22 protein-coding genes and 1 riboswitch are annotated in these 23284 nt (G+C 53.7%); of the genes, 10 read left to right on the forward strand and 12 right to left on the reverse strand.

The annotated features are described in order from the left end of the window. Positions 1-29: 29 nt before the first annotated feature. From parE to nudF, 5 genes are read right to left on the reverse strand one after another with little or no spacing between them, the layout of a single operon-like run. A complete protein-coding gene (gene parE / locus HV127_RS03010; protein WP_110273035.1) occupies positions 30-1925 on the reverse strand; it encodes a DNA topoisomerase IV subunit B in 1896 nt (631 codons plus the stop codon). 30 nt (positions 1926-1955) lie between these two features. Next, positions 1956-2531, reverse strand: a complete 576-nt coding sequence (yqiA, locus tag HV127_RS03015) for an esterase YqiA (RefSeq protein ID WP_110273034.1) — start codon at positions 2529-2531, stop codon at positions 1956-1958. After that, positions 2531-3358 (reverse strand): 3',5'-cyclic-AMP phosphodiesterase, encoded by an 828-nt coding sequence (cpdA, locus tag HV127_RS03020; RefSeq protein ID WP_181484838.1) that lies wholly within the window; start codon positions 3356-3358, stop codon positions 2531-2533. Before cpdA ends, yqiA begins: the two co-directional genes overlap by 1 nt. Before the next feature lie 24 nt (positions 3359-3382). Then, positions 3383-3805: a DUF1249 family protein gene (locus HV127_RS03025; protein ID WP_110273032.1), complete on the reverse strand. Its 423-nt coding sequence runs from the start codon at positions 3803-3805 to the stop codon at positions 3383-3385. Further along, positions 3802-4434 carry an ADP-ribose diphosphatase gene (gene nudF, locus HV127_RS03030; RefSeq protein WP_110273031.1) on the reverse strand — a complete coding sequence of 211 codons (633 nt, stop codon included), beginning with the start codon at positions 4432-4434 and terminating at the stop codon, positions 3802-3804. The genes HV127_RS03025 and nudF overlap by 4 nt, the downstream gene beginning before the upstream one ends. Positions 4435-4629: 195 nt before the next feature. Here nudF and tolC point away from each other — a divergent pair, with 195 nt between their 5' ends. The 3 genes from tolC to HV127_RS03045 all read left to right on the forward strand — a co-directional run bounded on the left by tolC (position 4630) and on the right by HV127_RS03045 (position 8101). After that, positions 4630-6096, forward strand: a complete 1467-nt coding sequence (tolC, locus tag HV127_RS03035; RefSeq protein ID WP_182234967.1) for an outer membrane channel protein TolC — start codon at positions 4630-4632, stop codon at positions 6094-6096. Between the two features lie 170 nt (positions 6097-6266). Further along, positions 6267-6935 carry a DUF1190 family protein gene (locus HV127_RS03040; protein ID WP_110273029.1) on the forward strand — a complete coding sequence of 223 codons (669 nt, stop codon included), beginning with the start codon at positions 6267-6269 and terminating at the stop codon, positions 6933-6935. Positions 6936-6940: 5 nt separating this feature from the next. Further along, on the forward strand, positions 6941-8101 hold the full coding sequence (locus HV127_RS03045) for a glutathionylspermidine synthase family protein (protein ID WP_182234968.1): 1161 nt from the start codon (positions 6941-6943) through the stop codon (positions 8099-8101). 43 nt (positions 8102-8144) lie between these two features. On the opposite strand, the gene ygiD is transcribed toward HV127_RS03045, so the two are convergent. Further along, on the reverse strand, positions 8145-8936 hold the full coding sequence (gene ygiD, locus HV127_RS03050) for a 4,5-DOPA dioxygenase extradiol (protein ID WP_182234969.1): 792 nt from the start codon (positions 8934-8936) through the stop codon (positions 8145-8147). A gap of 195 nt (positions 8937-9131) precedes the next feature. Between ygiD and zupT the strand changes: the two genes are divergently transcribed. Further along, positions 9132-9902: a zinc transporter ZupT gene (gene zupT, locus HV127_RS03055; protein ID WP_182234970.1), complete on the forward strand. Its 771-nt coding sequence runs from the start codon at positions 9132-9134 to the stop codon at positions 9900-9902. A gap of 58 nt (positions 9903-9960) precedes the next feature. On the opposite strand, the gene ribB is transcribed toward zupT, so the two are convergent. Beyond that, positions 9961-10614: a 3,4-dihydroxy-2-butanone-4-phosphate synthase gene (ribB, locus tag HV127_RS03060; RefSeq protein ID WP_182234971.1), complete on the reverse strand. Its 654-nt coding sequence runs from the start codon at positions 10612-10614 to the stop codon at positions 9961-9963. Between the two features lie 105 nt (positions 10615-10719). Continuing rightward, positions 10720-10871, reverse strand: a riboswitch (FMN riboswitch). 120 nt (positions 10872-10991) lie between these two features. Here ribB and ubiK point away from each other — a divergent pair. Next, the gene (gene ubiK / locus HV127_RS03065; protein ID WP_182234972.1) at positions 10992-11273 is read left to right on the forward strand and encodes a ubiquinone biosynthesis accessory factor UbiK; all 282 of its coding nucleotides are present in this window, start codon (positions 10992-10994) and stop codon (positions 11271-11273) included. Between the two features lie 33 nt (positions 11274-11306). Here ubiK and glgS read toward each other — a convergent pair whose 3' ends face one another. Next, the gene (gene glgS, locus HV127_RS03070; protein WP_142514369.1) at positions 11307-11516 is read right to left on the reverse strand and encodes a cell surface composition regulator GlgS; all 210 of its coding nucleotides are present in this window, start codon (positions 11514-11516) and stop codon (positions 11307-11309) included. A gap of 352 nt (positions 11517-11868) precedes the next feature. Between glgS and HV127_RS03075 the strand changes: the two genes are divergently transcribed. The 3 genes from HV127_RS03075 to HV127_RS03085 all read left to right on the forward strand — a co-directional run bounded on the left by HV127_RS03075 (position 11869) and on the right by HV127_RS03085 (position 14516). After that, positions 11869-12498: an OB-fold-containig protein gene (locus HV127_RS03075; RefSeq protein WP_182234973.1), complete on the forward strand. Its 630-nt coding sequence runs from the start codon at positions 11869-11871 to the stop codon at positions 12496-12498. Positions 12499-12529: 31 nt separating this feature from the next. Continuing rightward, complete coding sequence (locus HV127_RS03080; RefSeq protein WP_182234974.1) at positions 12530-14215, forward strand: flotillin family protein; 1686 nt, start codon at positions 12530-12532, stop codon at positions 14213-14215. Positions 14216-14456: 241 nt separating this feature from the next. Next, the gene (locus HV127_RS03085) at positions 14457-14516 is read left to right on the forward strand and encodes a type I toxin-antitoxin system Ibs family toxin (protein WP_142462141.1); all 60 of its coding nucleotides are present in this window, start codon (positions 14457-14459) and stop codon (positions 14514-14516) included. Positions 14517-14637: 121 nt separating this feature from the next. Here the strand turns inward: HV127_RS03085 and hldE are convergent, their stop codons facing one another. Genes hldE through HV127_RS03100 form a run of 3 tightly spaced genes read right to left on the reverse strand, consistent with a single transcriptional unit; the run spans position 14638 to position 20289 of the window. Continuing rightward, positions 14638-16074: a bifunctional D-glycero-beta-D-manno-heptose-7-phosphate kinase/D-glycero-beta-D-manno-heptose 1-phosphate adenylyltransferase HldE gene (gene hldE, locus HV127_RS03090; RefSeq protein WP_182234975.1), complete on the reverse strand. Its 1437-nt coding sequence runs from the start codon at positions 16072-16074 to the stop codon at positions 14638-14640. Between the two features lie 58 nt (positions 16075-16132). Then, positions 16133-18967 carry a bifunctional [glutamate--ammonia ligase]-adenylyl-L-tyrosine phosphorylase/[glutamate--ammonia-ligase] adenylyltransferase gene (gene glnE, locus HV127_RS03095; RefSeq protein ID WP_182234976.1) on the reverse strand — a complete coding sequence of 945 codons (2835 nt, stop codon included), beginning with the start codon at positions 18965-18967 and terminating at the stop codon, positions 16133-16135. 23 nt (positions 18968-18990) lie between these two features. Beyond that, on the reverse strand, positions 18991-20289 hold the full coding sequence (locus tag HV127_RS03100) for an inorganic triphosphatase (RefSeq protein WP_182234977.1): 1299 nt from the start codon (positions 20287-20289) through the stop codon (positions 18991-18993). 214 nt (positions 20290-20503) lie between these two features. Between HV127_RS03100 and HV127_RS03105 the strand changes: the two genes are divergently transcribed. Both HV127_RS03105 and HV127_RS03110 read left to right on the forward strand, forming a co-directional pair. Continuing rightward, positions 20504-21124 carry a TIGR04211 family SH3 domain-containing protein gene (locus HV127_RS03105; RefSeq protein WP_182234978.1) on the forward strand — a complete coding sequence of 207 codons (621 nt, stop codon included), beginning with the start codon at positions 20504-20506 and terminating at the stop codon, positions 21122-21124. Between the two features lie 60 nt (positions 21125-21184). Next, the gene (locus HV127_RS03110; protein ID WP_182234979.1) at positions 21185-22426 is read left to right on the forward strand and encodes a multifunctional CCA addition/repair protein; all 1242 of its coding nucleotides are present in this window, start codon (positions 21185-21187) and stop codon (positions 22424-22426) included. Positions 22427-22439: 13 nt separating this feature from the next. Here the strand turns inward: HV127_RS03110 and bacA are convergent, their stop codons facing one another. After that, positions 22440-23261 (reverse strand): undecaprenyl-diphosphate phosphatase, encoded by an 822-nt coding sequence (gene bacA, locus HV127_RS03115; protein ID WP_182234980.1) that lies wholly within the window; start codon positions 23259-23261, stop codon positions 22440-22442. Between the last annotated feature and the right edge of the window lie 23 nt (positions 23262-23284).

Below are 23284 nucleotides of genomic sequence, written 5' to 3' on the forward strand. Positions count from 1 at the left end.
GCCGGTTATACCGGCCATTTTACTATTTATTACCCATCCAACTCGGCCAGATCGCCTTTTTCCTGCAACCAGTTACGCCGATCTTCGGAACGCTTCTTGGCCAACAGCATATCCATCATAGCGGTAGTCTGCTGCTCGTCCTCATCGCTGACAATCAACTGCACCAGGCGACGGGTGTTGGGATCCAGCGTGGTCTCGCGCAGCTGTAACGGGTTCATCTCGCCCAGCCCTTTAAAGCGCTGTACGTTCGGTTTACCTTTCTTGCGCTTAAGTTGCTCCAGCACGCCCGCTTTCTCTTCTTCCGTCAGCGCGTAGTAAACCTCTTTACCCAGGTCGATACGGTATAGAGGCGGCAGCGCCACGTAGACGTGACCGTGTTTCACCAGCGTGCGGAAGTGCCTGACAAACAGCGCGCAAAGCAGCGTCGCGATGTGTAAACCATCGGAGTCCGCATCCGCCAGAATACAAATCTTGCCGTAGCGCAGTTGGCTTAAGTCGTCGCTGTCCGGATCGATACCGATGGCGACCGAAATATCATGCACTTCCTGAGACGCCAGAACTTCATCAGAAGAGACTTCCCAGGTATTCAGGATTTTACCTTTCAGCGGCATGATCGCCTGATATTCGCGATCGCGCGCCTGCTTGGCGGAACCGCCTGCGGAGTCACCTTCCACAAGGAAAAGTTCCGTTCGATTCAGATCCTGCGCGGTGCAGTCCGCCAGCTTGCCGGGTAGCGCCGGGCCGCTGGTCAGCTTTTTACGTACGACTTTTTTCGCCGCACGCAGACGACGCTGGGCACTGGAGATAGCCATCTCCGCCAGCAGCTCCGCCGACTGTACGTTCTGGTTTAGCCACAGGCTGAAAGCATCTTTAACCACCCCAGAAACAAACGCCGCACACTGACGCGAAGAAAGACGCTCTTTGGTCTGCCCGGCAAACTGCGGGTCTTGCATCTTCACCGAGAGGACGTAAGCGCAGCGCTCCCAGATATCTTCCGCCGACAGCTTCACGCCGCGCGGCAGAATATTGCGGTATTCGCAAAACTCACGCATCGCGTCCAGCAGCCCCTGACGCAGGCCGTTAACGTGGGTTCCGCCCTGCATGGTCGGGATCAGGTTGACGTAGCTTTCGGTTAGCAGCTCACCGCCTTCCGGCAGCCACAACAGCGCCCAGTCTACCGCTTCAGTATCGCCAGAGAAATTGCCGACGAACGGTTTTTCCGGCAGCAACGGCAGGCCGTTCACGGCTTCACAAAGATAGTCAGTCAGGCCATCGGCATAGCACCAACGCTGCTCGCTATCATTGACCTTGTCACGAAAGACAATTTCGACCCCAGGGCACAGAACCGCTTTGGCTTTTAACAAATGCGATAGACGCGAGACGGAGAAACGCGGGCTATCAAAAAAGCTTTCGTCCGGCCAGAAGTGCACGCTGGTCCCGGTGTTGCGTTTGCCGACGGTGCCGGAAACGTGTAAGTCTTCCACCTTATCGCCGTTTTCAAAGGCGATGCTGTAGATTTGGCCGTCGCGGCGCACGTTAACCTCAACGCGTTTCGACAAGGCGTTGACGACCGAAATACCGACCCCGTGTAAACCACCGGAGAACTGGTAATTCTTATTAGAAAATTTACCGCCCGCGTGCAGACGGCAAAGAATCAGCTCAACAGCCGGAACCCCTTCTTCAGGGTGGATATCCACCGGCATTCCGCGTCCGTCATCGATAACCTCCAGCGATTGATCGGCATGAAGAATGACCTCCACGCGTTTCGCGTGACCAGCCAGTGCTTCATCCACACTGTTATCAATAACTTCCTGACCCATATGGTTAGGGCGTGTCGTGTCGGTGTACATACCAGGGCGGCGGCGAACCGGCTCTAGCCCGGTGAGTACCTCAATGGCATCAGCGTTATAAGAAGATTGCGTCATGGTGTGTATTCGTAGGTCGTTCTGAACCGCTTAACGCAGGCCCAGAAAATCGATAATCTGAGTGAAATGATCTTCAAAGCCAACAAATGCGTGATTACCGCCCTCCTCTACCGTTTGACGGCAGGAGGCGAAATAATCAACGGCCTGGCGGTAATCAAGCACTTCATCACCCGTTTGCTGTAGTAACCAGATTAAATCCGGTGCTTCCAGCGGGTCGATTTGCATGACTTTAAGATCGTAAATATGGCGAGACTCTAGCACATATTGCTGCCCTGTGTACGGATTCTCATTGGGGCCGAGGAAATTGTTCAGTAGCTCAAACGGTCGTATCGCAGGGTTAACCACCACCGCTGGCAGCATAAAACACTGCGATAGCCAGGTTGCGTAATATCCACCCAAAGATGATCCGACAACGCCCAGCGGCTCTCCCCCATGTTCCAGCACCAGAGCTTCCAGATGCTCCGCAGCCTGTGCGGGGTAAACGGGCAATTCCGGTATCACCATGGAGATATCAGGATAAGTCTGCATCAGCCAATTCTTCAACGCCGTCGCTTTTGCCGACCGCGGTGAACTATTAAAACCGTGCAGATAGAGAAGCGTAGACATCAGTATCCTTCTGAAGCGATATCCGGGTGAAATTTAACGCCCTCAAGGCGACAAACTTCAGTGGTCAACGTGCCGTCAGGATGTAATTCCAGCCAGCGCCAGCCTGGAGAGACGATATCCAGCATGAAGTTAGCGCTATGCGGCTTAAACTGCACACAGGTCGATGGCGTTGCCATCATTCGCCGCCCGTTCCAGTCAAGATCCAGTTCCTGATGAATATGACCGCACAGCAGATGCTTAACGCGAGGAAAAGCGGCCAACGCGCAATCAAGCGCCCCGGCGTTACGTAGACTATGTTGATCCAGCCAGCCACAGCCTGACGGCACAGGATGGTGATGTAACAGTAGTAAAGTGTACCGCTCAGGCACCTCGGCTAACTTGTGCTCAAGCCACTCCAGTTGAAAATCACTCAGCTCACCATGCGGGACACCGAAAACCTGGCTGTCCATCAGCAATATTTGCCAATGGTCGCCCAGTAATACGCGTTTAGCCGGGGAGATTCCGGATTCCTGTAGCGTGCTATACATCGCTGGCTGAAAGTCATGATTACCCGGCAGCCAGACGCAGGGTGCAGCAAAACTCGCGATGCCTTCAGCAAAATGCTGATAAGCCGCGGAAGAGTGATCTTGCGCCAGATCGCCCGTTGCAACAATCAGGTCGCATTCACGCTGTGAGGCGTGGATGGCATCCAGCACAGCCTGGTAGCTTTCCCAGGTATTGATGCCTAACAGCGTTTCGTGTTTTTCAGCAAACAGGTGAGTATCAGTAATTTGTAAGATCCTGACTCTGGCCTCACCAGCCAAAGGTAGGTTTAACAGGCTTTCCAAATGGTGTCCTTAGGTTTCACGACGCTAACAAACCGGAATCGCCATCGCTCCATGTGCTAAACAGTAACGCAGCCAGTCGGCCAGAAACTGATTAATTTGATGCTTTTCGTCGCGTTGATGCAACTTTTTATTAGGATAATCATACCGCGCTTTGAAGCGAAAGATCTGCTGACTTGAACACACTTCAGCGACCATCGCGTCGTGATAGAGTCGTACCGTCATTGACGGCAGGCTCCAGTAGCTCACCGACGGCGCCGTCTGCTCAATCGCCACTAATGTAGTGTAGCGGGTCGACTCAACGATCGTTAATCGGTATTGCGCATTGCCCACCTGATAACTCGCCATCTCACCCACCGCATCCGTTCGAGGCAGCAAGCGGCGCAACTGGGCAAAATTGGTTTCACACAGTCGCATCATTTCAGGGAAGTCAGGTGTATAACGCTTCATTTTGTCCACTCATTTCGTAAATTGTGATAATGCAATTGCAGCCATTGCAGCGCGATGACAGAAGCTGCGTTGTCGATCTTCCCCTCTTCCACCCACTGGTAAGCCTGCTCCCGACTCACCACATGTACCCGAATATCCTCATTTTCGTCGGCCAGTCCATGAATTCCTTTTGCCGTCGTCGCATCCACTTCACCGACCAGGATGGATAGTCTTTCGCTGGTGCCGCCGGGGCTCGCCAGATAGCTCAGGACCGGTTTTACTCGCCCAACATCAAGCCCCGCCTCTTCAACCGCTTCACGACGGGCGACATCTTCAGCAGACTCTCCTTCTTCTATCATACCGGCGACCATCTCGAGCAACCACGGGCTCTCGCTAGTATCATACGCGGCAATGCGGATCTGCTCGACAAGCACGACTTCATCACGCACCGGGTCAAAGGGTAGCAAGACTGCGGCGTGCCCGCGCTCAAAAATTTCGCGGGTCACTTCACCGCTCATGCCACCATTAAACAAGCGATGGCGGAAACGGTATAAATCGAGCGAAAAAAAACCACGATAAAGCGTTTCGCGTGCAATAATTTCTACATCGTTTTTAGAGAAGGTAATCCCCTGCTGATTGACGTCGCTCATTTCGATATCCTGTAGAACATGAAGTTATGAATTTATTGGCGGTGTGGCTACCGTTTTATTGCCCGTATGTTAGATTGGTGCAAATTACCGCCCCATGGCACATAACGCCAACTTTTTACGGTAACAGACTCGATACAATCAGTGATTATTTTTAGAATTTGAGTAGCGCTAAATGCTTCACAACAAGGAATGCAAATGAAGAAACTCTTTCCCATCCTTATCGGCCTGGGCCTGACTGGCTTCAGTGCCATGAGCCAGGCAGAAAACCTGATGCAGGTTTATCAGCAGGCGCGTATCAGTAACCCTGATCTGCGTAAATCAGCAGCCGATCGTGATGCCGCATTCGAGAAGATCAACGAAGCGCGTAGCCCATTACTACCACAGCTCGGTCTGGGTGCGGATTACACCTATACTAATGGTTACCGCGACAGTAACGGCATTAACTCCAACGTCACCAGCGGGTCACTACAGTTAACCCAAACTCTGTTTGATATGTCGAAATGGCGCGCGCTGACGCTGCAGGAAAAATCAGCTGGTATTCAGGATGTCACCTATCAGACAGACCAGCAAACGCTGATCCTGAACACCGCAACGGCCTATTTTAAAGTTCTGGCCGCTATCGATACGCTCTCCTATACCGAAGCGCAGAAACAGGCCATCTACCGCCAGTTGGATCAGACTACTCAGCGTTTTAACGTGGGCCTGGTTGCCATCACCGACGTACAAAACGCCCGTTCACAGTATGATTCTGTGCTGGCGAATGAAGTCACCGCGCGTAACGACCTCGATAACGCGGTGGAAGAGCTGCGCCAGGTCACCGGTAACTACTATCCGGAACTGGCCTCGCTGAACGTCGACGGTTTTAAAACCAACAAGCCGTCTGCGGTCAACGCGCTGCTGAAGGAAGCGGAAAACCGCAACCTGTCGCTGCTGCAGGCTCGCTTGAATCAGGATCTGGCACGTGAACAGATTCGCCAGGCGCAGGATGGCCATATGCCAACGCTAAGCTTGTCTGCTTCTACCGGCGTTTCTGATACCTCTTATAGCGGTTCAAAAACCCATAATAGCAATCAATACAACGACAACGATGCCGGGCAGAACAAAATCGGCCTGAGCTTCTCGCTACCGCTTTATCAGGGTGGAATGGTTAACTCCCAGGTTAAACAAGCACAATACAACTTCGTTGGCGCCAGCGAACAGCTGGAAAGCGCCCACCGTAGCGTCGTGCAGACCGTTCGTTCCTCGTTCAACAACGTGAATGCATCGATCAGCAGCATCAACGCTTACAAACAGGCTGTGGTTTCCGCTCAGAGCTCATTGGATGCGATGGAAGCCGGTTATTCGGTTGGTACCCGTACCATCGTTGATGTGCTGGATGCGACCACTACGCTGTACAACGCCAAACAACAGCTCTCCAGCGCGCGTTATAACTATCTAATTAACGAACTGAACATCAAATCTGCACTCGGTACGCTGAACGAGCAGGACCTGGTTGCGCTCAACAATACGCTCGGCAAAGCTATTCCAACCTCACCGGATAGCGTCGCGCCGGAAAACCCGCAGCAGGATGCCAGCGCTGACGGCTATAGCAATACCGTCGCAGCCAAACCTGCCTCAGCGCGCACCACCAGTACTAGCGGCAGCAATCCGTTCCGCCAGTAATCGGTCTTGCGTAGTACGCGCTTCGCTTATCCAGCCGGGTAAGCGAAGCGTTAAACGTAAGGCAACGTAAAGATCTCCTGCTTTCCGCCCCTCTTCGCTTCATTTTCCACCACTCATCCTCTATCCTGAGCGTTAACAAAACGCATACCACTGGGTCCAGGAAGACAAACATGAAACGGACAAAAAATATTAATCACGCCTCCTTCCGCAAAAGCTGGAGCGCACGCCATTTAACGCCGGTCGCCCTTGCCGTTACGGCCGTATTTATGCTCGCCGGTTGTGAACAAAGCGATGAGACGGTTTCTCTGTATCAGAACGCCGACGACTGCTCTGCCGCCAACCCGAGCAAAGCAGCCGAGTGCACCACCGCTTACACAAATGCGGTCAAGGAAGCTGAACGTACCGCACCGAAATACGCAACTCGTGAAGATTGCGTAGCCGAATTTGGCGAAGGCCAGTGCCAGCAGACGCCAGCTCAGGCGGGCATGGCTCCGGAAAACCAGGCGCAGGCGCAAAGCAGCGGCAGCTTCTGGATGCCGCTGATGGCAGGTTACATGATGGGCCGAATGATGGGCGGCGGAATGGGCGCACAGCAGCCTCTGTTTAGCTCGAAAAACCCGGCCAGCCCAGCCTACGGTAAATATACCGATGCAGGCGGTAAGAGCTACGGCGCAGCACAGCCGGGCCGTACGATGAACGTACCCAAAACCGCGATGGCACCGAAACCGGCCACCACCAATACCGTGACGCGCGGCGGCTTCGGCGACTCAGTCGCTAAGCAATCCACCATGCAGCGCAGCTCAGCAAGCTCTTCTTCTTCGCGCTCAATGGGCGGCTAAGCAACATGGAAAGAATCAGCATTACCGAGCGCCCGGACTGGCGTGAAAAGGCAACAGAATATGGCTTTAACTTTCACACCATGTACGGTGAGCCGTACTGGAGCGAAGAAGCCTATTACAAACTAACTCTGGCGCAGGTTGACAAGCTCGAAGACGTTACCGCTGAGCTACATCAGATGTGCTTGCAGGCGGTGGAGAAGGTCATCGCCAGCGATGACCTCATGACCAAATTTCGCATCCCCAAACATACCTGGGGATTCGTGCGCCAGTCGTGGAAAACCAATCAGCCTTCTCTGTACTCGCGTCTCGATCTGGCCTGGGACGGTGTGGGTGAACCGAAGCTGCTGGAGAATAACGCCGATACGCCAACGTCTCTTTACGAAGCCGCTTTCTTCCAGTGGATCTGGATGGAAGACCAGCAGAATGCAGGCATGCTGCCACCAGGCAGCGACCAGTTCAACAGTCTGCAGGAGAAGCTCATCGAGCGATTCAGCGAGCTGCGCGAACAGTTCGGTTTCCAGTATCTGCATATGGCCTGTTGTCGCGATACCATTGAAGATCGCGGCACCGTGCAGTATCTGCAGGACTGTGCCGCAGAAGCGGGTGTAGCGACCGAATTCCTCTATATCGAAGAAATTGGTTTGGGCGAAAAAGGTCAGTTTACCGACCAACAGGACCAGGTAATAGGCAACCTGTTCAAACTCTACCCGTGGGAGTATATGCTGCGCGAAGTGTTCTCTACCAAACTGGAAGATGCTGGCGTTCGCTGGCTGGAACCTGCATGGAAGAGCATCATTTCCAACAAAGCATTGCTGCCGTTGCTGTGGGAGATGTTCCCGAATCATCCCAATCTGCTGGCGGCTTACTTCAGCGAAGATGCTCATCCGGAGATGGAGAAGTACGTCATTAAGCCGATCTTCTCCCGCGAAGGGGCTAACGTCTCTATCGTAGAAAACGGCAAAGTAGTAGAAGCAGTAGAAGGTCCGTACGGTGAAGAAGGCACTATCGTGCAGGAGTTCTACACGCTGCCAAAGTTTGGCGATAGCTACACGCTCATCGGTAGCTGGCTGATTAACGATCAACCTGCGGGGATCGGTATTCGCGAAGACCGGGCATTGATTACCCAGGATCTGTCGCGTTTCTATCCGCACGTTTTCACTGAGTAACACCTAACCCCGACAGCATTACTCTGTCGGGGTTATCACTTCTTTAAGCACCAATCACCACTGACAGCATGCTGAGCGACCCCATCTCAATTCCTTCAACCGGAATAGTAATCGATTCTTCACCATCCCACGCACCCAGGACATAAAGCAGAGGCAGGAAGTGGTCTGCGGTCGGGTTGGATAGCGATCCGCCTTCATGTGCCAGATAGTTCACCAACGGATGTTCCGCAATCGGTCCTTTCCAGTTCAGGTTCGCTTTCACGTAATCATTAAACGACTCAGCCCAGGGATATGGCGTGCTTTCACCATGCCAACGCGCGGTACGCAGGTTATGCACCACGTTACCACTTGCTACCAGCATAATGCCCTCATCACGGAGTTGCGCCAACTTGCGCCCCATTTCCAGATGCCAGGCCGCAGGTTTAGTGCTATCAATGCTCAACTGCACCATCGGAATATCAGCATCGGGATACATCTTAATCAGCACGCCCCACGAACCGTGGTCGAACCCCCAGGCCTCTTTATCTAGCGTCACCGGTACTGGCGCCAGCAACTCAACCAGGCGCTGTGCCAGTTGAGGAGAACCCGGTGCCGGGTAATGCGTATCGTATAGCGCCTGCGGGAAGCCACCAAAATCATGAATGGTTTTCGGCGCTTCCATCGCGGTCACTCCCGTACCGCGCGTGAACCAGTGCGCAGAAATCACCACAATCGCTTTTGGTCGCGGTAGCTTTTCACCCAGATGGTGCCAGGCGCGAGTATAGATGTTATCTTCCAGCACGTTCATTGGGCTGCCATGACCTAAAAACAGCGCGGGCATACGGGTACGGGACATGATGATATCCTTAATTCAGATGAATTTGATGTATTCACATTACGCGCTTTTGGTTCAGGATAAACTCTGATAAGCATGATGATGATCATCAGAAAATTTGAATGTAAGAGGCGATAAAGAGTTAATTTTTCCTCTCGCGGTCATATATGAATACAGATAATATTAATGAGAATCATTATCACAAGGAGGTGAGCAATGTCATCACCCGTAATTTTGACCCTGTTAGCCGGTAGCGCCACCTTCATAGGGGCAATATTCGGCGTTATTGGGCAAAAACCATCTAATCGCGTCTTAGGGTTCTCTCTGGGGTTCGCTGCCGGGATCATGCTGCTCATCTCGCTGATGGAGATGCTACCCGCTGCGCTGAGCACCAAAGGCATGTCACCATTGCTTGGCTACGGTATGTTTATTATCGGCCTGCTGGGCTATTTTGCTCTTGACCGCCTGCTGCCGCACGCGCATCCGCAGGACCTGATGCTCCCAGGCATTTCCCGCCCGCGAAATTTGCGACGTACGGCAATGCTTCTGACGTTAGGTATCAGCCTGCATAACTTTCCGGAGGGAATCGCCACCTTCGTGACGGCCAGCAATAACATTGAGTTGGGTATGGGGGTCGCATTAGCAGTCGCGCTACACAATATTCCCGAAGGGCTGGCGGTCGCCGGTCCGGTATATGCTGCCACCGGTTCCAGAAGTAAAGCGGTATTCTGGGCCGGTATTTCCGGCATGGCGGAAATTCTCGGTGGCCTGTTAGCCTGGATTATCCTCGGTAGTCTGATATCGCCGATAGTAATGGGAGCAATTATGGCTGCCGTCGCCGGAATAATGATCGCGCTCTCGGTTGATGAGCTCATGCCGCTGGCAAAAGAGATAGACCCTCAGAGTAATCCCAGTTATGGCGTACTGTGCGGTATGTCTGTGATGGGATTAAGCCTTGTTGTTTTGCAAACAATGGGAATTGGCTAAAGAACGAAAAAACAAAGCCCACATCTAAATGTGGGCTTTGTGAGCAAATAAGCTTGAATTAACTCGCTTTACGCTCGTGCTCACGGCGATAAGCCGCCAGATCTTCGATAGTCACTACGGCCATATTATGCTGCTGAGCAAACTCGATGCACTGCAGCGCACGGGCCATAGAGCCATCGTCGTTAGTCAGTTCACACAGTACGCCAGCCGGTTTAAAACCCGCCAGAGTTACCAGGTCGATAGTTGCTTCGGTATGGCCGCCGCGGGTCAGTACGCCACCCGGCTGCGCGCGCAGCGGGAAAACGTGCCCAGGACGGTTCAGGTCTGACGGTTTTGCGCCATCGGCAATCGCCGCACGCACGGTAGTCACACGATCCGCGGCAGAAACGCCGGTGGTGACGCCTTCAGCAGCTTCAATGGTCACGGTAAAACCGGTGCCGTAAGCGCTGGTGTTGTTTTCAACCATCATTGGCAGGTCGAGCTGTTTGCGACGATCTTCAGTCAGGCACAGGCAAACAATGCCACTGCCGTGACGAATGGTCAGCGCCATCTGCTCAACGGTCATGGTTTCAGCGGCGAAAATCATATCGCCTTCGTTTTCACGGTCTTCATCGTCAAGCACCATCACACCGCGGCCTTCGCGCAGTGCATTTAAAGCGTGTTCCACGCGTTCAAAAGCGGTACCAAAAGAAGAAAGGAGCGTCTGATTCATGGTAAAAAAACCTCATTAAAATTATGGTTACCAGAATCAGGGCAGTCTTAGGAGCGCCGGTTTAGCGGCAAAAGTCAACGCAAGCGGATCGAAACCCGACTGAGCCGTTACTCTCTCCCATCCGGACTCTAACCGTCGGCCCCGGAATCACACCGGATCTGCTGACCTTTCTGCTTTAGCAGAAAGCGCTCGCGGGCTTTCAACGCTATGGTTGATTTACCGCCGGTGGGGAATTTCGCCCCGCCCTGAGAATAAGCACAGCAACTATAACGCTATTGACTATCGTCGGCAATGCATAAGCTTCAAACATTTATGGTTTATCGGTACCGACGATCGCACTACAATGAGCGGCAAACCGACCAGATCAGGAAACCACCATGATTGACCCGAAAAAAATTGAACAGATCGCCCGTCAGGTCCATGAGTCAATGCCGAAAGGCCTTCGTGACCTTGGAGAAGATGTGGAGAAAAAAATTCGTCAGGTGCTCCAGTCGCAGTTAACTCGTCTGGATCTGGTAAGCCGCGAAGAGTTTGATGTGCAGACGCAGGTGCTACTGCGTACACGTGAAAAACTGGCTTTGCTGGAACAACGCCTGAGCGAACTAGAAAGCCGCTCGGCGAGCGTCTCGGTGACTCCGGACGCAGAAGAGAAGCCGTAAAACAAGCAACGGGCCTTTCGGCCCGTTGTAGTCTCAGTGCTCCAGCTCCGCTTCTGGGATCATAGCCTTACTCACCTGCTGGCGGTAAAACTCATATCGTTGGCAAAACCATTCGCGATGCGCTTCATCCATGTTACCGACAATGGCCTGAAGATCGACGGGCTGACCTTGTGCGTACATTCTGGCGAAACTCTGAGCCAGAAAATCAAAATTCTTCATCAAATACATGTCTTTATTATTCATCCGCATACTCCTTCAGCCGTTGGTATTCTGATTGGTCATATGCTTTTTACTCACTTCAGTATTTACCCTTACCTTAACTTTTTTTGGGCGAAAAATGCGCTCAAAGTGGCTATTTATTGCGCTGAATCATAATTCTCATCATTAGGTTTTAAAGTGTGATCTCACATCGCTGAACCTCTCTCCCCTTTGTCTCCAGGTCCCCCTGGATACTGCACGGTTTAAGTTCCATCTGAGCGCATTAAAAAACAAAAGGAATAGCGATATTACCTATTCTATTGCTCGTATTATTGTTAAACTAACCACCAGTATCCGGGTAAAATCTTTATAAGATCTTTCACGAATAAGGAGATTCATGCATCTATTTTCCGAATACAACAATCCTTATCTTTTTGCCCTATCATTCGTACTCCTTATTGGTCTTCTGGAAGTTATTGCGCTTATTTTCGGACATCTGCTTTCCGGCATTATTGACGCGCATTTAAATCATTTTGACTCTTTAACTTCCGGTAACATCGGTCAGGTTCTTCATTATCTGAATATCGGGCGAATCCCTGCACTTATCGTACTCTGTCTGCTGGGAGGCTATTTTGGTTTTCTCGGTATCATCATTCAGCATGCCTGGGTGAGTCTTATGTCATCACCGTTAAACAACTTCCTGTTAGCGCCGGTCTGCCTGGTGGTCTCTGGCATCGCGGTACACTACACGGGAAAAGCCATTGCGCCATGGTTGCCGCTAGATGAAACCACGGCGATTACCGAAGACGATTTTATTGGCAGCATGGCCCTTATTACTGGTCATTTTGCCGAGTCAGGCCGTCCATGCGAAGGAAAGTTCACGGATAAATTCGGTCAAACACATTATTTATTACTTGAGCCGGAAGAGGGTAAAGAGTTTAAAAGAGGGGATCGGGTTCTAATTATCCTCAGACTTACCTCAACACGTTATTTAGCTGAGCTAAATCCCTGGCCACACGTTTTATAGTTTTGTTTCTCATAAATAAGGAGGTTACATAATGGATGGCATTACTGGCTTATTCCCCTCATGGATGTTTACGGCGGGTGTCGTCGTCATTGTTCTATTGGTTATCGGTATTATTTTCGCCAGGCTCTATCGCCGGGCTTCCGCAGAACAGGCTTTTGTCCGTACAGGTCTTGGCGGACAAAAAGTGGTTATGAGCGGCGGTGCTATCTCCATGCCCATTTTCCACGAAATCATCCCGATAAACATGAATACCCTGAAGCTTGAAGTTAGCCGCTCTACCGCCGACAGCCTGATCACCAAAGATCGTATGCGCGTCGACGTCGTCGTGGCCTTCTTCGTCAGGGTAAAACCGTCTATTGAAGGTATTGCCACCGCAGCGCAAACCCTCGGTCAACGCACATTGTCGCCGGAAGATTTACGCATGCTGGTTGAGGATAAGTTCGTGGATGCCCTGCGCGCCACCGCGGCGCAGATGACCATGCATGAGCTGCAGGATACGCGTGAAAACTTCGTGCAGGGCGTACAAAATACTGTTGCTGAAGACTTATCCAAAAACGGCCTGGAGCTGGAAAGCGTCTCGTTGACCAACTTCAACCAGACTTCGAAAGAGCACTTCAACCCCAACAACGCCTTTGACGCCGAAGGTCTGACTAAGCTCACCCAGGAGACGGAGCGTCGTCGTCGCGAGCGTAATGAAGTCGAGCAGGACGTTGAAGTCGCCGTGCGGGAAAAAAACCGCGATGCCCTGTCGCGCAAGCTCGAAATCGCACAGCAAGAAGCCTTTATGACGCTTGAGCAGGAGCAGCAGGTGAAAACCCGCACCGCCGAGCAAAACGCGAAAATCGCCGCTTTTGAAGCGGAACGCCATCGCGAAGCGGAACAAACACGCATCCAGGCTGAACGACAGATTCAGGAAAGCGAAATCGAACGCGAGCAGATTGTGCGGACTAAAAAGGTCGAAGCGGAACGGGAAATTCGCATTAAAGAGATCGAGCAACAGCAGGCGACGGAAATTGCGAATCAGACAAAATCTATCGCTATCGCCGCAAAATCCGAGCAGCAGTCTCAGGCAGAAGCTCGTGCAAACGACGCGCTGGCCGAATCCGTACGCGCACAGCAAAACGTTGAAACCACGCGCCAAACAGCGGAAGCCGATCGTGCAAAACAGGTTGCGTTAATCGCCGCTTCTCAGGATGCAGAAACCCAGGCGGTCGAGCTGACGGTTCGGGCAAAAGCAGAAAAAGAAGCCGCTGAGCTTCAGGCAGCGGCAATCGTGGAACTGGCAGAAGCCACAAAGAAAAAGGGCCTCGCGGAAGCGGAAGCCCAGCGCGCACTCAACGATGCTATCAACGTGCTTTCCGATCAGCAGACCAGTCTGAAATTCAAACTGGCACTGCTGCAATCGCTACCGGCGGTTATCGAGAAATCCGTTGAGCCGATGAAGTCCATTGAAGGCATCAAGATTATTCAGGTTGACGGCCTTAACCGGGGCGGCGGCTCTGGCGGCGCGGAAAACTCCACCGTCAGCGCAGGCGGCAGCAATCTGGCGGAGCAAGCGTTGTCCGCGGCCCTTTCCTATCGTACCCAGGCACCGCTGATTGATTCGCTGTTAAATGAAATTGGCCTCTCCGGTGGTTCGCTTAATGCTCTGACCACGCCACTAAATTCACCAACAGCGATCGAGCCAAGTGAGGAATCAGTAGGAAAAGAAGCATAATCGCTTCCCAGCAAAATCGCTAAACACCTCATCCCTGGCCCCAAAAGCCGGGGATTTTTTTATCCCAAACATGACCTTTCAGCGCCAGGAATGCTGTTTTTGCGTGTACGCTCCAGTAATAAAAAATCGGAGAGGGGAAGCACTTGTGCCTGTGAGGGCGCTCACTAACAATCGCTGTGTTAGCAAGGGGCTGAAACGGGAAAGCCCCTCCCGAGGAAGGGGCCTTAATAAGGAAAGGGTTATGATGAAACTGGTCATCATACTGGTTGTGCTGTTACTGATAAGTTTCCCGACTTTCTAACAGTCAATCAGAGGGGGGAGAAATCCCCTCTCACCCTTATTCCTTTACTTTAGGTCGAAAAAACAGCAGCGTCAACAGCGAGGGGCGCACCAAAGCGAAATGCTCAATGCGCCTTCAACATTCATGATTTATCGCTATCTTTCTGGATCTTCTTAATGATGTTGGTTGTCGAACAGCCATCTTCAAAGTTGAGCACCAGCACCTCGCCGCCGTTTGCCCACACCTCTTCACTACCGGCAATCTGCTCCGGCTTGTAGTCGCCGCCTTTCACCAACAGGTCCGGCAGAATTCCAGCAATCAGCCGCTGTGGCGTATCTTCTTCAAAAGAGACCACCCAGTCGACAGCTTCCAGCGCACCCAGCACGATCATTCGCTGATCCAGCGGGTTCACCGGGCGAGACTCACCTTTCAGACGTTTGGTCGATGCGTCGCTGTTAACAGCAACAATCAGGCGGTCGCCCAGCTTGCGCGCATTCGCCAGATAGGAGACGTGGCCCGCGTGCAGAATGTCGAACACGCCGTTGGTCATCACGACTTTCTCGCCGCGTTTACGCGCCGCAGCCACTGCCAGCTTCAGCTCTTCTTCGTTCATCACGCCAAAGCCCGTTTCTGAACGCCCGCGAACCGCATTTTCCAGCTCGATAGGCGAAACGGTAGAGGTACCGAGTTTGCCTACCACCACGCCTGCCGCCGCGTTGGCGAAGTAGCAGGCTTCTTCCAGCGAATTACCGGAAGCCAGCGTCGCGGCCAGCACGCCAATCACCGTATCGCCCGCGCCGGTAACGTCATAAACCTCCTGCGCCTGAGTCGGCATATGCAGAGCCGGTCGGCCCGGCTGCAGCAGCGTCATGCCCTGCTCGGAGCGAGTGACCAGCAGCGCAGACAGCTCGAAATCAGTGATGATTTTCATCCCACGCTCAACTATTTCCGCTTCGTTCTGACATTTCCCCGCTACCGCTTCAAACTCGGAGAGGTTCGGCGTCAGCAGCGTAGCACCACGATAGCGTTCAAAATCAGTGCCTTTCGGGTCGATCAGCACCGGAACGCCCGCGTCACGAGCGAGCTTAATCATGGTCTGCACGCTGGTCAGCGCGCCTTTGGCGTAGTCAGACAGCACCAGCGCACCAATAGAGCTCAGCGCCTGCTGAATACGTTCGTGCATCGGCTGCGGATCGACGCCAGAGAAACCTTCTTCGAAATCAAGACGAATTAGCTGCTGGTTGCGCGAAAGCACGCGTAGCTTGGTGATTGTTGGATGCGTAGGCAGGGAAACAAAGTCGCACTTCACATTGACGTCGGCCAGCGCCTTGCTTAACGCACGGGCAGCATCGTCGATCCCGGTCAGGCCAACCAGCCGAGAAGTCGCACCGAGCGACGCAATGTTCATCGCTACGTTTGCCGCACCGCCAGGACGTTCTTCGATATTTTCTACTTTCACCACCGGCACCGGCGCTTCCGGCGAAATTCGGCTAGTAGGGCCATACCAGTAGCGGTCCAGCATCACATCGCCAACCACCAACACTTCTGCACGTTCAAACTCTGGCAGCGTTACTTTCATTACTTTCTCCTGCGAGACGCAAACTTTGCGCGCGATAATAGCACACCCGTTTTTTTAGTTAAGCCATCAACCACTTCTGCCAGCTGGCGCTGACCTGTTCACGTTCCTGACTAAACGCGTCAGGCGCCACGTTCCCCGGCAGCTCCTGCAGGGCCAGGTGATGCAACGCATCGCGTAACGTGGTGTAGGCATGGGTCAATGCCCTCGCCTCTGCATCGTCCATAATATCGTTCTGCGCCAGCAGTTCCAGAATGCGCACGTTATCAGACCAACGCGTGAGCTTCGGCTTATCACTGGCATAGCGTAGGACCAGATACTGGGTAATAAATTCAATATCCGTGATCCCACCTGCATCAGCTTTAATATCAAAGCGATCATGGTGCTTATTGCCGAGGTGAGCGCGCATTTTTTCACGCATTTCCCGCACTTCAGTTTGCAGTTTTTCGCCTTCGCGCGCAGTGGTAAGAATATCCCGACGAATCACGTCAAAACGCGCCTGTAGCTCAGGGTCGCCATAGACAACACGAGCGCGAACCAGCGCCTGATGTTCCCAGGTCCAGGCTTCGTTTTGCTGATAATCAGCAAAGGAATCAGTGGTGGTGACCAGCATACCCGCCGCGCCTGAAGGACGTAAGCGAGCGTCCACTTCGTACAGAATGCCCGAAGGCGTTCGAGTGCTGAAAAGATGCATAATGCGCTGCGCCAAGCGCAGATAAAATTGGCGACCATCAATTTCGCGCTCGCCGTCGGTCATCACTTCCATCGGGCAGTCATGCAGAAACACCAGATCGAGGTCAGAACTGTAACCCAGCTCCCAGCCCCCCAGCTTGCCGTAGCCAACCACCGCAAAGCCGCGCCCCTGACGATCGTGCAGATGCGTTGGCTGACCATAGCGGGCGACCATTTGCAGCCATGCCTGCTGGACTACCGCATCGATCATCGCCTCAGCCAGCCAGGTTAAGTGATCGCTCACTTTCATCACCGGCAGCGTCCCGGCGATGTCGGCAGCGGCAATGTGTAACAACTGAGCTTGCTTAAACTGGCGTAACGCTTCCAGTTGCTGCTCTTCATCCTCTTCCGGCACGCGCAGCAGGTATTGACGCAGCTCATCGCGATAAGCGTCAGTGGCCGTTGGTTGATAGAGGGTATTCGGGTCCAGCAGCTCATCCAGCAGCAGCGGGTGTCGAGCCAGCTGGCTGGCAACCATCGGCGAAGCGGCGCACAGGCTAATCAGGTGCTTCAACGCGCCGGGGAATTCGCTCAGCAGCTCAAGATAAGTGGTACGAGTGACGATCCCGGTCAGTAGCGGCGTAATGCGCGCCAACGGTACCGGAGCATCCGCACGTGAACAAATTTCGCTCAGCAGATGCGGCATGAGCTGATCAAGCACCTGACGACCGCGCGGGCCAATCGTGCGTCGGTCCAGCTCTTTACGGAAATCGGCGATCAGCGCCAGCACGCTGCGGCGATCGTTATCCGCAAGATGCGCCAGCGCCGGGCTGGTATCGTCCTCTTCCAGCGCGTCCTGCCACAGTTCGCGCCAGTACTCTGCGAGCTGTTCATCTGGCGATTGTGCTTCATCATCACCGATCAATTCATTAAAGACGCGCCGCACGTTGGCCATCTGCTCGGCCAGCCGCGCGCTAAGGGCCTCCCAGTCGGCAGCGCCCATCCCCCACGCCAGCCGGGCGCGATTAAGCTCATCCTGCGGCAGGGTTTGCGTCTGCTCATCGTTGATGCTTTGCAGCAAGTTTTCCAGGCGACGTAAAAACAGATAGGCCTCTCGCAGCCCAGGTGCATCGCCTTCAGGTAACAAATGAAGCTCTTCGATAGCGGCCAGCGTCGGCAACAAAGCACGCTGTTGCAGCATCGGCTCGCGCCCGCCGCGAATCAGCTGGAAGACCTGGACGATAAATTCAATCTCACGGATGCCGCCCGCGCCGAGCTTGATATTGTCCTTCAGCCCCCGGCGGCGCACTTCACGGGCAATCATCCCTTTCATGTTGCGCAGGGACTGAATGACGCTGAAATCGATGTAGCGACGGAAGACGAACGGTCGCAGCATGGCGCGCAGTTCGCTGGCATAAATGCCATCGTTATCGCCCATAATCCGCGCTTTCACCATCGCGTATCGCTCCCAGTCGCGCCCCTGCTCCTGGTAATAATCCTCCAGCGCGGCGAAGCTCAACACCAGCGGACCGCTATCGCCGAACGGGCGCAGGCGCATGTCGACGCGATAAACGAAACCATCCTGAGTGGGCTGATCCAGGACCTTGATTAAACGTTGTCCAAGACGGGTAAAAAACTGCGCGTTATCCAACTCCCGACGCCCACCTTGCGTGGAGCCGTGCTCCGGCCAGGCAAAAATCAGGTCGATGTCGGAGGAGAAGTTAAGCTCGCCGCCGCCAAGTTTACCCATCCCCAAAATCAACAGCGGCTGCGGCAAACCTTCTGCATTGCACGGAGTCCCCCATTCGCGGCAACAGGCAACGTAAAGCCAGTCGCGAGCAGCGACAATCAGCGTCTCCGCCAGCACGCTTAGCTGCTGCAAACTGCTCTCTTCGCTGACCAGCGATAACGACTGGGCCCAGGCGATACGCACCATTATCCAGCGGCGAAACTGGCGCAGTTCGCGCATCAACGTGGCTTCATCATTCACCTCTGCAAGACGCGTCTGTAGCCAGTCGGCGTAATGACGCCACTCCTGCGCCTCAGGCGGCGAGCTTTCAAGCTCCGCCAGCCATTGCGGTTGGGCGACCAGACTGTGCTCGACGAAATCGCTGAATGCCATCACCGACTGCGCCTGCTCACTTAATGTGGATACTGGAAAATCCGCCGGTAGCCGGTCTATGACCGTCTGCCAGTGCTGCTGTAATTGCGAAGAAAGCGGCATCTTAGGGGCTCCCTGGCCTGAAATTATCGTTTTCCACTATGCAGCCAGAACGGCTCTGCTGCCAGCGCCTGGCGACGGAAATATTCGAGGACGCTGCTGTCGTTATGCTCAATCGCCCGGTGGATTTCTTGCCAGCTTTCCAACCACGGTGCGGCAACATCTGCATACGCACCAGCCAAAAGCTGAACGCTGTCGATTTCGCGCGCCAGGCGCGGAAGCTGACCGACATACTCATCGGCTGACGGCTGCGCAATCGAATTTTTCAGCTCAGCCGCCGCGCGGGAGAGCTGAATATCAGCAAAACGTTTGAAAGAACCACTGATTTTCTGTTCACCGGCAGCGTTCATAAAGGGACGCCAGCCGCGATTCACCAGCCACTCGGTAAGCGCCAGCTTAGCGCCTACGCAGGCAACATTAAACAGCGCCGCCTGGGCGTTCTTTTCCTCCAACAACGCAGCTTCAGCTTCGTTCAAACGCTCACGAAGTTGGGTCGTTGCCTTACGAGGGACAATGCCGCCAAACAACACCAGCGTATGCCGAACGCGGGCAATCGCATGCAAAATCTCGGCTTTCGCTTTTGAATTGCCACGATTGAGGACTTCATCATGATAGAGCCAGTGCGCCAGCGCGTTTTCCAGCGCCGCCTCCAGCGCCTGCTCCACGCTGGCCTTCGGCGTCACACGCAAAACAGATAATGCGGTTAGCGGACGCTCTTCATTGCCCTGCGCCAGATGATAGCCGCGAGCCGCTTTGCTCAGACTTCCCTGACGCAGCACGCCGATATCCAGAAGGCGATGGGCAAGGGTCAGAATATCCTGCGGATCGCCAGACAGCAGCTCCAGTTCCAGCTCGCAGATAGGCTCCTGATGCTCACCAGCTTTGACTTCCCCTCGATCGAGGGCAATTTCAATCTCGCTACCGCCTTCTTTCACTACCCATCTTTCACGTTCGAAATCGGTACTAAAAAGCGGCTGTACGTTCTGCGCAAGCTCGGTCGGCAGCTCGCCCTGTGGCCAGACTTCGGCAGGAAGCCTCTCCAGCGCCAGTTCTGGTTTTTCCAGCGCAATATTGTATTCCGGGCGCTGATGTAGCCCGCCCACCACGCGACCGGCGATTTTCAGCGTCATTTCATAACGCCCCTGGTCACCGCGAATGCGCAGCCCCATATCGTGGCGACGCAGCCAATTGTCCGCCGTTTCGTAGTAAATATTCAGCAGTTGAGCTGCGGGCGTGTGTTTAGCTTCTAACGCGCTAAGGTGCTGACGCAGTACGTCTACACCATTGTGGGCGACGATAAACTTTAATTCGATTTCTTGAGCCATGACTGAATTCTTCCGCTTATGTGCTGTGCCGGGAAAATGCGGCGAACTAACGACGATATTTCTTGTCAGTAAATAGTATTTTGCGGCGAATCGCCATGCAATGCGCATTTTGCCGGGCCACCTGTTGGATGATTCCGATTGTGGCGGAAAACTTTGCGTCACTACGGTGATGCCACTACTATCGTTCAACTTTTTATGACCAAACGATGACCTGATGCCAAAATTACGCCTTATTACATTTACTCTGCTGGCGCTTAGCGCCGCCACGGCGGTTCACGCGGAAGAAAAGCGTTACGTTTCTGATGAACTGAATACCTGGGTTCGCAGCGGTCCGGGCGATAACTATCGTCTCGTGGGCACCATCAACGCCGGGGAAGAAGTCGCGGTGCTGCAAACTAATGACAGCACCAGTTATGCACAAGTGCGCGACAGCAGCGGTCGTACCGCCTGGATCCCACTGAAAGAGCTGAGCAATGAGCCCAGCATCCGCATCCGCGTGCCGGACCTGGAAAACCAGGTCAAAACCCTGACCGATAAGCTGAACAACATCGATACCACTTGGAACCAGCGTACGGCGGACATGCAAAAGAAAGTCGCCGGTAGCGATGCCGTTATCAACAGCCTGAAAGAAGAGAACCAAAAGCTGAAAAACGAGCTGGTTGTCGCGCAGAAGAAGGTGAGCGCCGCCAATCTGCAATTAGATGACAAACAGCGCACCATTATCATGCAGTGGTTTATGTATGGCGGCGGCGTGCTCGGCGTCGGCCTGCTCCTCGGTCTGGTATTGCCACACCTGGTGCCGAGCCGCAAACGCAAAGACCGCTGGATGAACTAATTCGTCTTCTCTGCCAGACTTACGTATCATCGTGAGAAAACGAATACGGGAGAGTAAGGCGTGAAGGTTTATCTGGTCGGTGGTGCGGTTCGGGATGCGTTATTAAGGCTACCGGTCAAAGACAGAGATTGGGTCGTAGTTGGCGCTACGCCTCAGCAATTACTCGACGCGGGCTACCAGCAGGTAGGCCGCGATTTTCCCGTGTTCCTTCATCCGCAAAGCCGTGAAGAGTATGCTCTGGCGCGTACCGAGCGGAAGTCCGGTTCCGGTTACACCGGCTTTACCTGCTATGCCGCCGCTGACGTCACCCTCGAGCAAGACCTGCAGCGCCGCGATCTAACAATTAATGCGCTGGCCCAGGATGCTGACGGTCTGATTATCGATCCCTACGGCGGCCAGGATGATTTGCGTCTGCGCCTGCTGCGTCACGTCTCGCCCGCCTTTAGCGAAGATCCGCTGCGAGTTCTGCGGGTGGCCCGTTTTGCCGCCCGCTATGCGCATCTGGGCTTTCGCATCGCTGATGAAACGATGGCGCTGATGCGCACGATGGCCGATGCCGGTGAACTTGCGCACCTCACGCCCGAGCGGGTGTGGAAAGAGACGGAGAGCGCCCTCACCACCCGTAATCCCCAGGTTTTCTTTCAGACCTTACGCGACTGTCGTGCGCTCAAGGTGTTGTTCCCGGAAGTCGACGCCCTCTACGGCGTACCAGCACCTGCTAAATGGCATCCGGAAATCGACACGGGTCTGCATACCCTGATGACCGTCACGATGGCGGCAATGCTCTCTCCTGAAGTGGACGTGCGTTTCGCCACCCTGTGTCACGATCTCGGGAAAGGGCTGACGCCGAAAGAGCTCTGGCCACGCCATCATGGTCACGGCCCGGCAGGCGTTAAGCTGGTCGAACAGCTTTGCGTTCGCCTGCGGGTACCCAATGAAATCCGCGATCTGGCAAAACTGGTCGCCGAATTTCACGATCTGATTCATACCCTGCCGATGCTACAGCCGAAAACGCTGGTCAAACTGTTCGATAACATTGACGCCTGGCGCAAACCGCATCGAGTCAGGCAAATTGCCTTAACCAGCGAAGCCGACGTGCGCGGGCGCGCCGGTTTTGAAGCTTGCGATTACCCTCAGGGTCGCCTGCTGCTTGAAGCCTGGGAAGTGGCCAAATCGGTGTCGACGAAACAGGTAGTGGCTGAAGGTTTTCAGGGGATTGAGATTCGCGAAGAGCTGACGCGTCGGCGGATTAAAGCCGTAGCACAATGGAAAGAAAAACGTTGCCCTCAGCCGCAAGACTGAGGGCCAGGTCTTATCAGAAGAAGACCACGTAGACCGCTGCCGCGACGACAAAACGGTAGATAGCGAACGGAATAAACGAGATACGTTTAATCAGCTGCAGGAAGGTTTTAATCGCAATCAGCGCGACGATAAACGCGGTGATGAAGCCAACGGCAAACATCGGAATATCGCTAACGCTCAGAAAACCGATGCTCTTGTACATATCCAGCACGGTTGCGCCCATCATCATCGGCACCGCCAGCAGGAACGAGAACTCAGAAGCCGCATAGCGGCTTACGCCCATCAGCATCCCGCCAGAAATGGTCGCCCCGGAACGCGAGAAACCCGGCCACAGAGCCAGACACTGGAAGCAACCGATCACGAACGCCTGACGATAGGTCATATCGTCAATGCCTACTGCGCGCGGCTGTTTTGGTTTCAGCACTTCCGCCGCGATCAGCAGCACGCCGCCAACAATCAGCGCATACATCACGTTAACCGGATTGAAAAGAGACTTAATGGAATCATGGAAAATCAGCCCCAGCACCACCGCCGGGATCATCCCAAGAAGAATATGAATAAGCGATAAACGACCACTGCCCTGGCCTTCATGCTCTGGAGGTCTGCCAAAATGAATACCGATAAGACCAAACAGACGACGCCAGAACATCACAACAACCGCAAGAATAGAACCTAGCTGAATCACCACCTCAAAAGTATTTGCGGTATCGCCTTCAAAACCAAGAAGATGACCGACAATAATCATATGACCCGTACTGGAAACAGGTAAAAATTCTGTCAAACCCTCAACCACACCCAATATTGCCGCCACCAGCAGCGAGTGTATATCGCTCATCCAATTAAACCCTTTAAAAAGTA

This window comes from Klebsiella sp. RHBSTW-00215, from assembly GCF_014103785.1.
Lineage (GTDB): Bacteria > Pseudomonadota > Gammaproteobacteria > Enterobacterales > Enterobacteriaceae > Klebsiella.

Excerpts from the sequence above, each read along its gene's own strand:
- ygiD (WP_182234969.1), bottom strand. The coding sequence starts at position 8,936 with ATGTCCCGTACCCGTATGCCCGCGCTGTTTTTAGGTCATGGCAGCCCA.
- nudF (WP_110273031.1), bottom strand. The coding sequence starts at position 4,434 with ATGAGCGACGTCAATCAGCAGGGGATTACCTTCTCTAAAAACGATGTA.
- glgS (WP_142514369.1), bottom strand. The coding sequence starts at position 11,516 with ATGAATAATAAAGACATGTATTTGATGAAGAATTTTGATTTTCTGGCT.
- HV127_RS03105 (WP_182234978.1), top strand. The coding sequence starts at position 20,504 with ATGCCAAAATTACGCCTTATTACATTTACTCTGCTGGCGCTTAGCGCC.
- HV127_RS03025 (WP_110273032.1), bottom strand. The coding sequence starts at position 3,805 with ATGAAGCGTTATACACCTGACTTCCCTGAAATGATGCGACTGTGTGAA.
- ribB (WP_182234971.1), bottom strand. The coding sequence starts at position 10,614 with ATGAATCAGACGCTCCTTTCTTCTTTTGGTACCGCTTTTGAACGCGTG.
- HV127_RS03040 (WP_110273029.1), top strand. The coding sequence starts at position 6,267 with ATGAAACGGACAAAAAATATTAATCACGCCTCCTTCCGCAAAAGCTGG.
- HV127_RS03045 (WP_182234968.1), top strand. The coding sequence starts at position 6,941 with ATGGAAAGAATCAGCATTACCGAGCGCCCGGACTGGCGTGAAAAGGCA.
- HV127_RS03100 (WP_182234977.1), bottom strand. The coding sequence starts at position 20,289 with ATGGCTCAAGAAATCGAATTAAAGTTTATCGTCGCCCACAATGGTGTA.
- bacA (WP_182234980.1), bottom strand. The coding sequence starts at position 23,261 with ATGAGCGATATACACTCGCTGCTGGTGGCGGCAATATTGGGTGTGGTT.
- tolC (WP_182234967.1), top strand. The coding sequence starts at position 4,630 with ATGAAGAAACTCTTTCCCATCCTTATCGGCCTGGGCCTGACTGGCTTC.
- glnE (WP_182234976.1), bottom strand. The coding sequence starts at position 18,967 with ATGCCGCTTTCTTCGCAATTACAGCAGCACTGGCAGACGGTCATAGAC.
- ubiK (WP_182234972.1), top strand. The coding sequence starts at position 10,992 with ATGATTGACCCGAAAAAAATTGAACAGATCGCCCGTCAGGTCCATGAG.
- HV127_RS03075 (WP_182234973.1), top strand. The coding sequence starts at position 11,869 with ATGCATCTATTTTCCGAATACAACAATCCTTATCTTTTTGCCCTATCA.
- HV127_RS03080 (WP_182234974.1), top strand. The coding sequence starts at position 12,530 with ATGGATGGCATTACTGGCTTATTCCCCTCATGGATGTTTACGGCGGGT.
- parE (WP_110273035.1), bottom strand. The coding sequence starts at position 1,925 with ATGACGCAATCTTCTTATAACGCTGATGCCATTGAGGTACTCACCGGG.
- zupT (WP_182234970.1), top strand. The coding sequence starts at position 9,132 with ATGTCATCACCCGTAATTTTGACCCTGTTAGCCGGTAGCGCCACCTTC.
- yqiA (WP_110273034.1), bottom strand. The coding sequence starts at position 2,531 with ATGTCTACGCTTCTCTATCTGCACGGTTTTAATAGTTCACCGCGGTCG.
- hldE (WP_182234975.1), bottom strand. The coding sequence starts at position 16,074 with ATGAAAGTAACGCTGCCAGAGTTTGAACGTGCAGAAGTGTTGGTGGTT.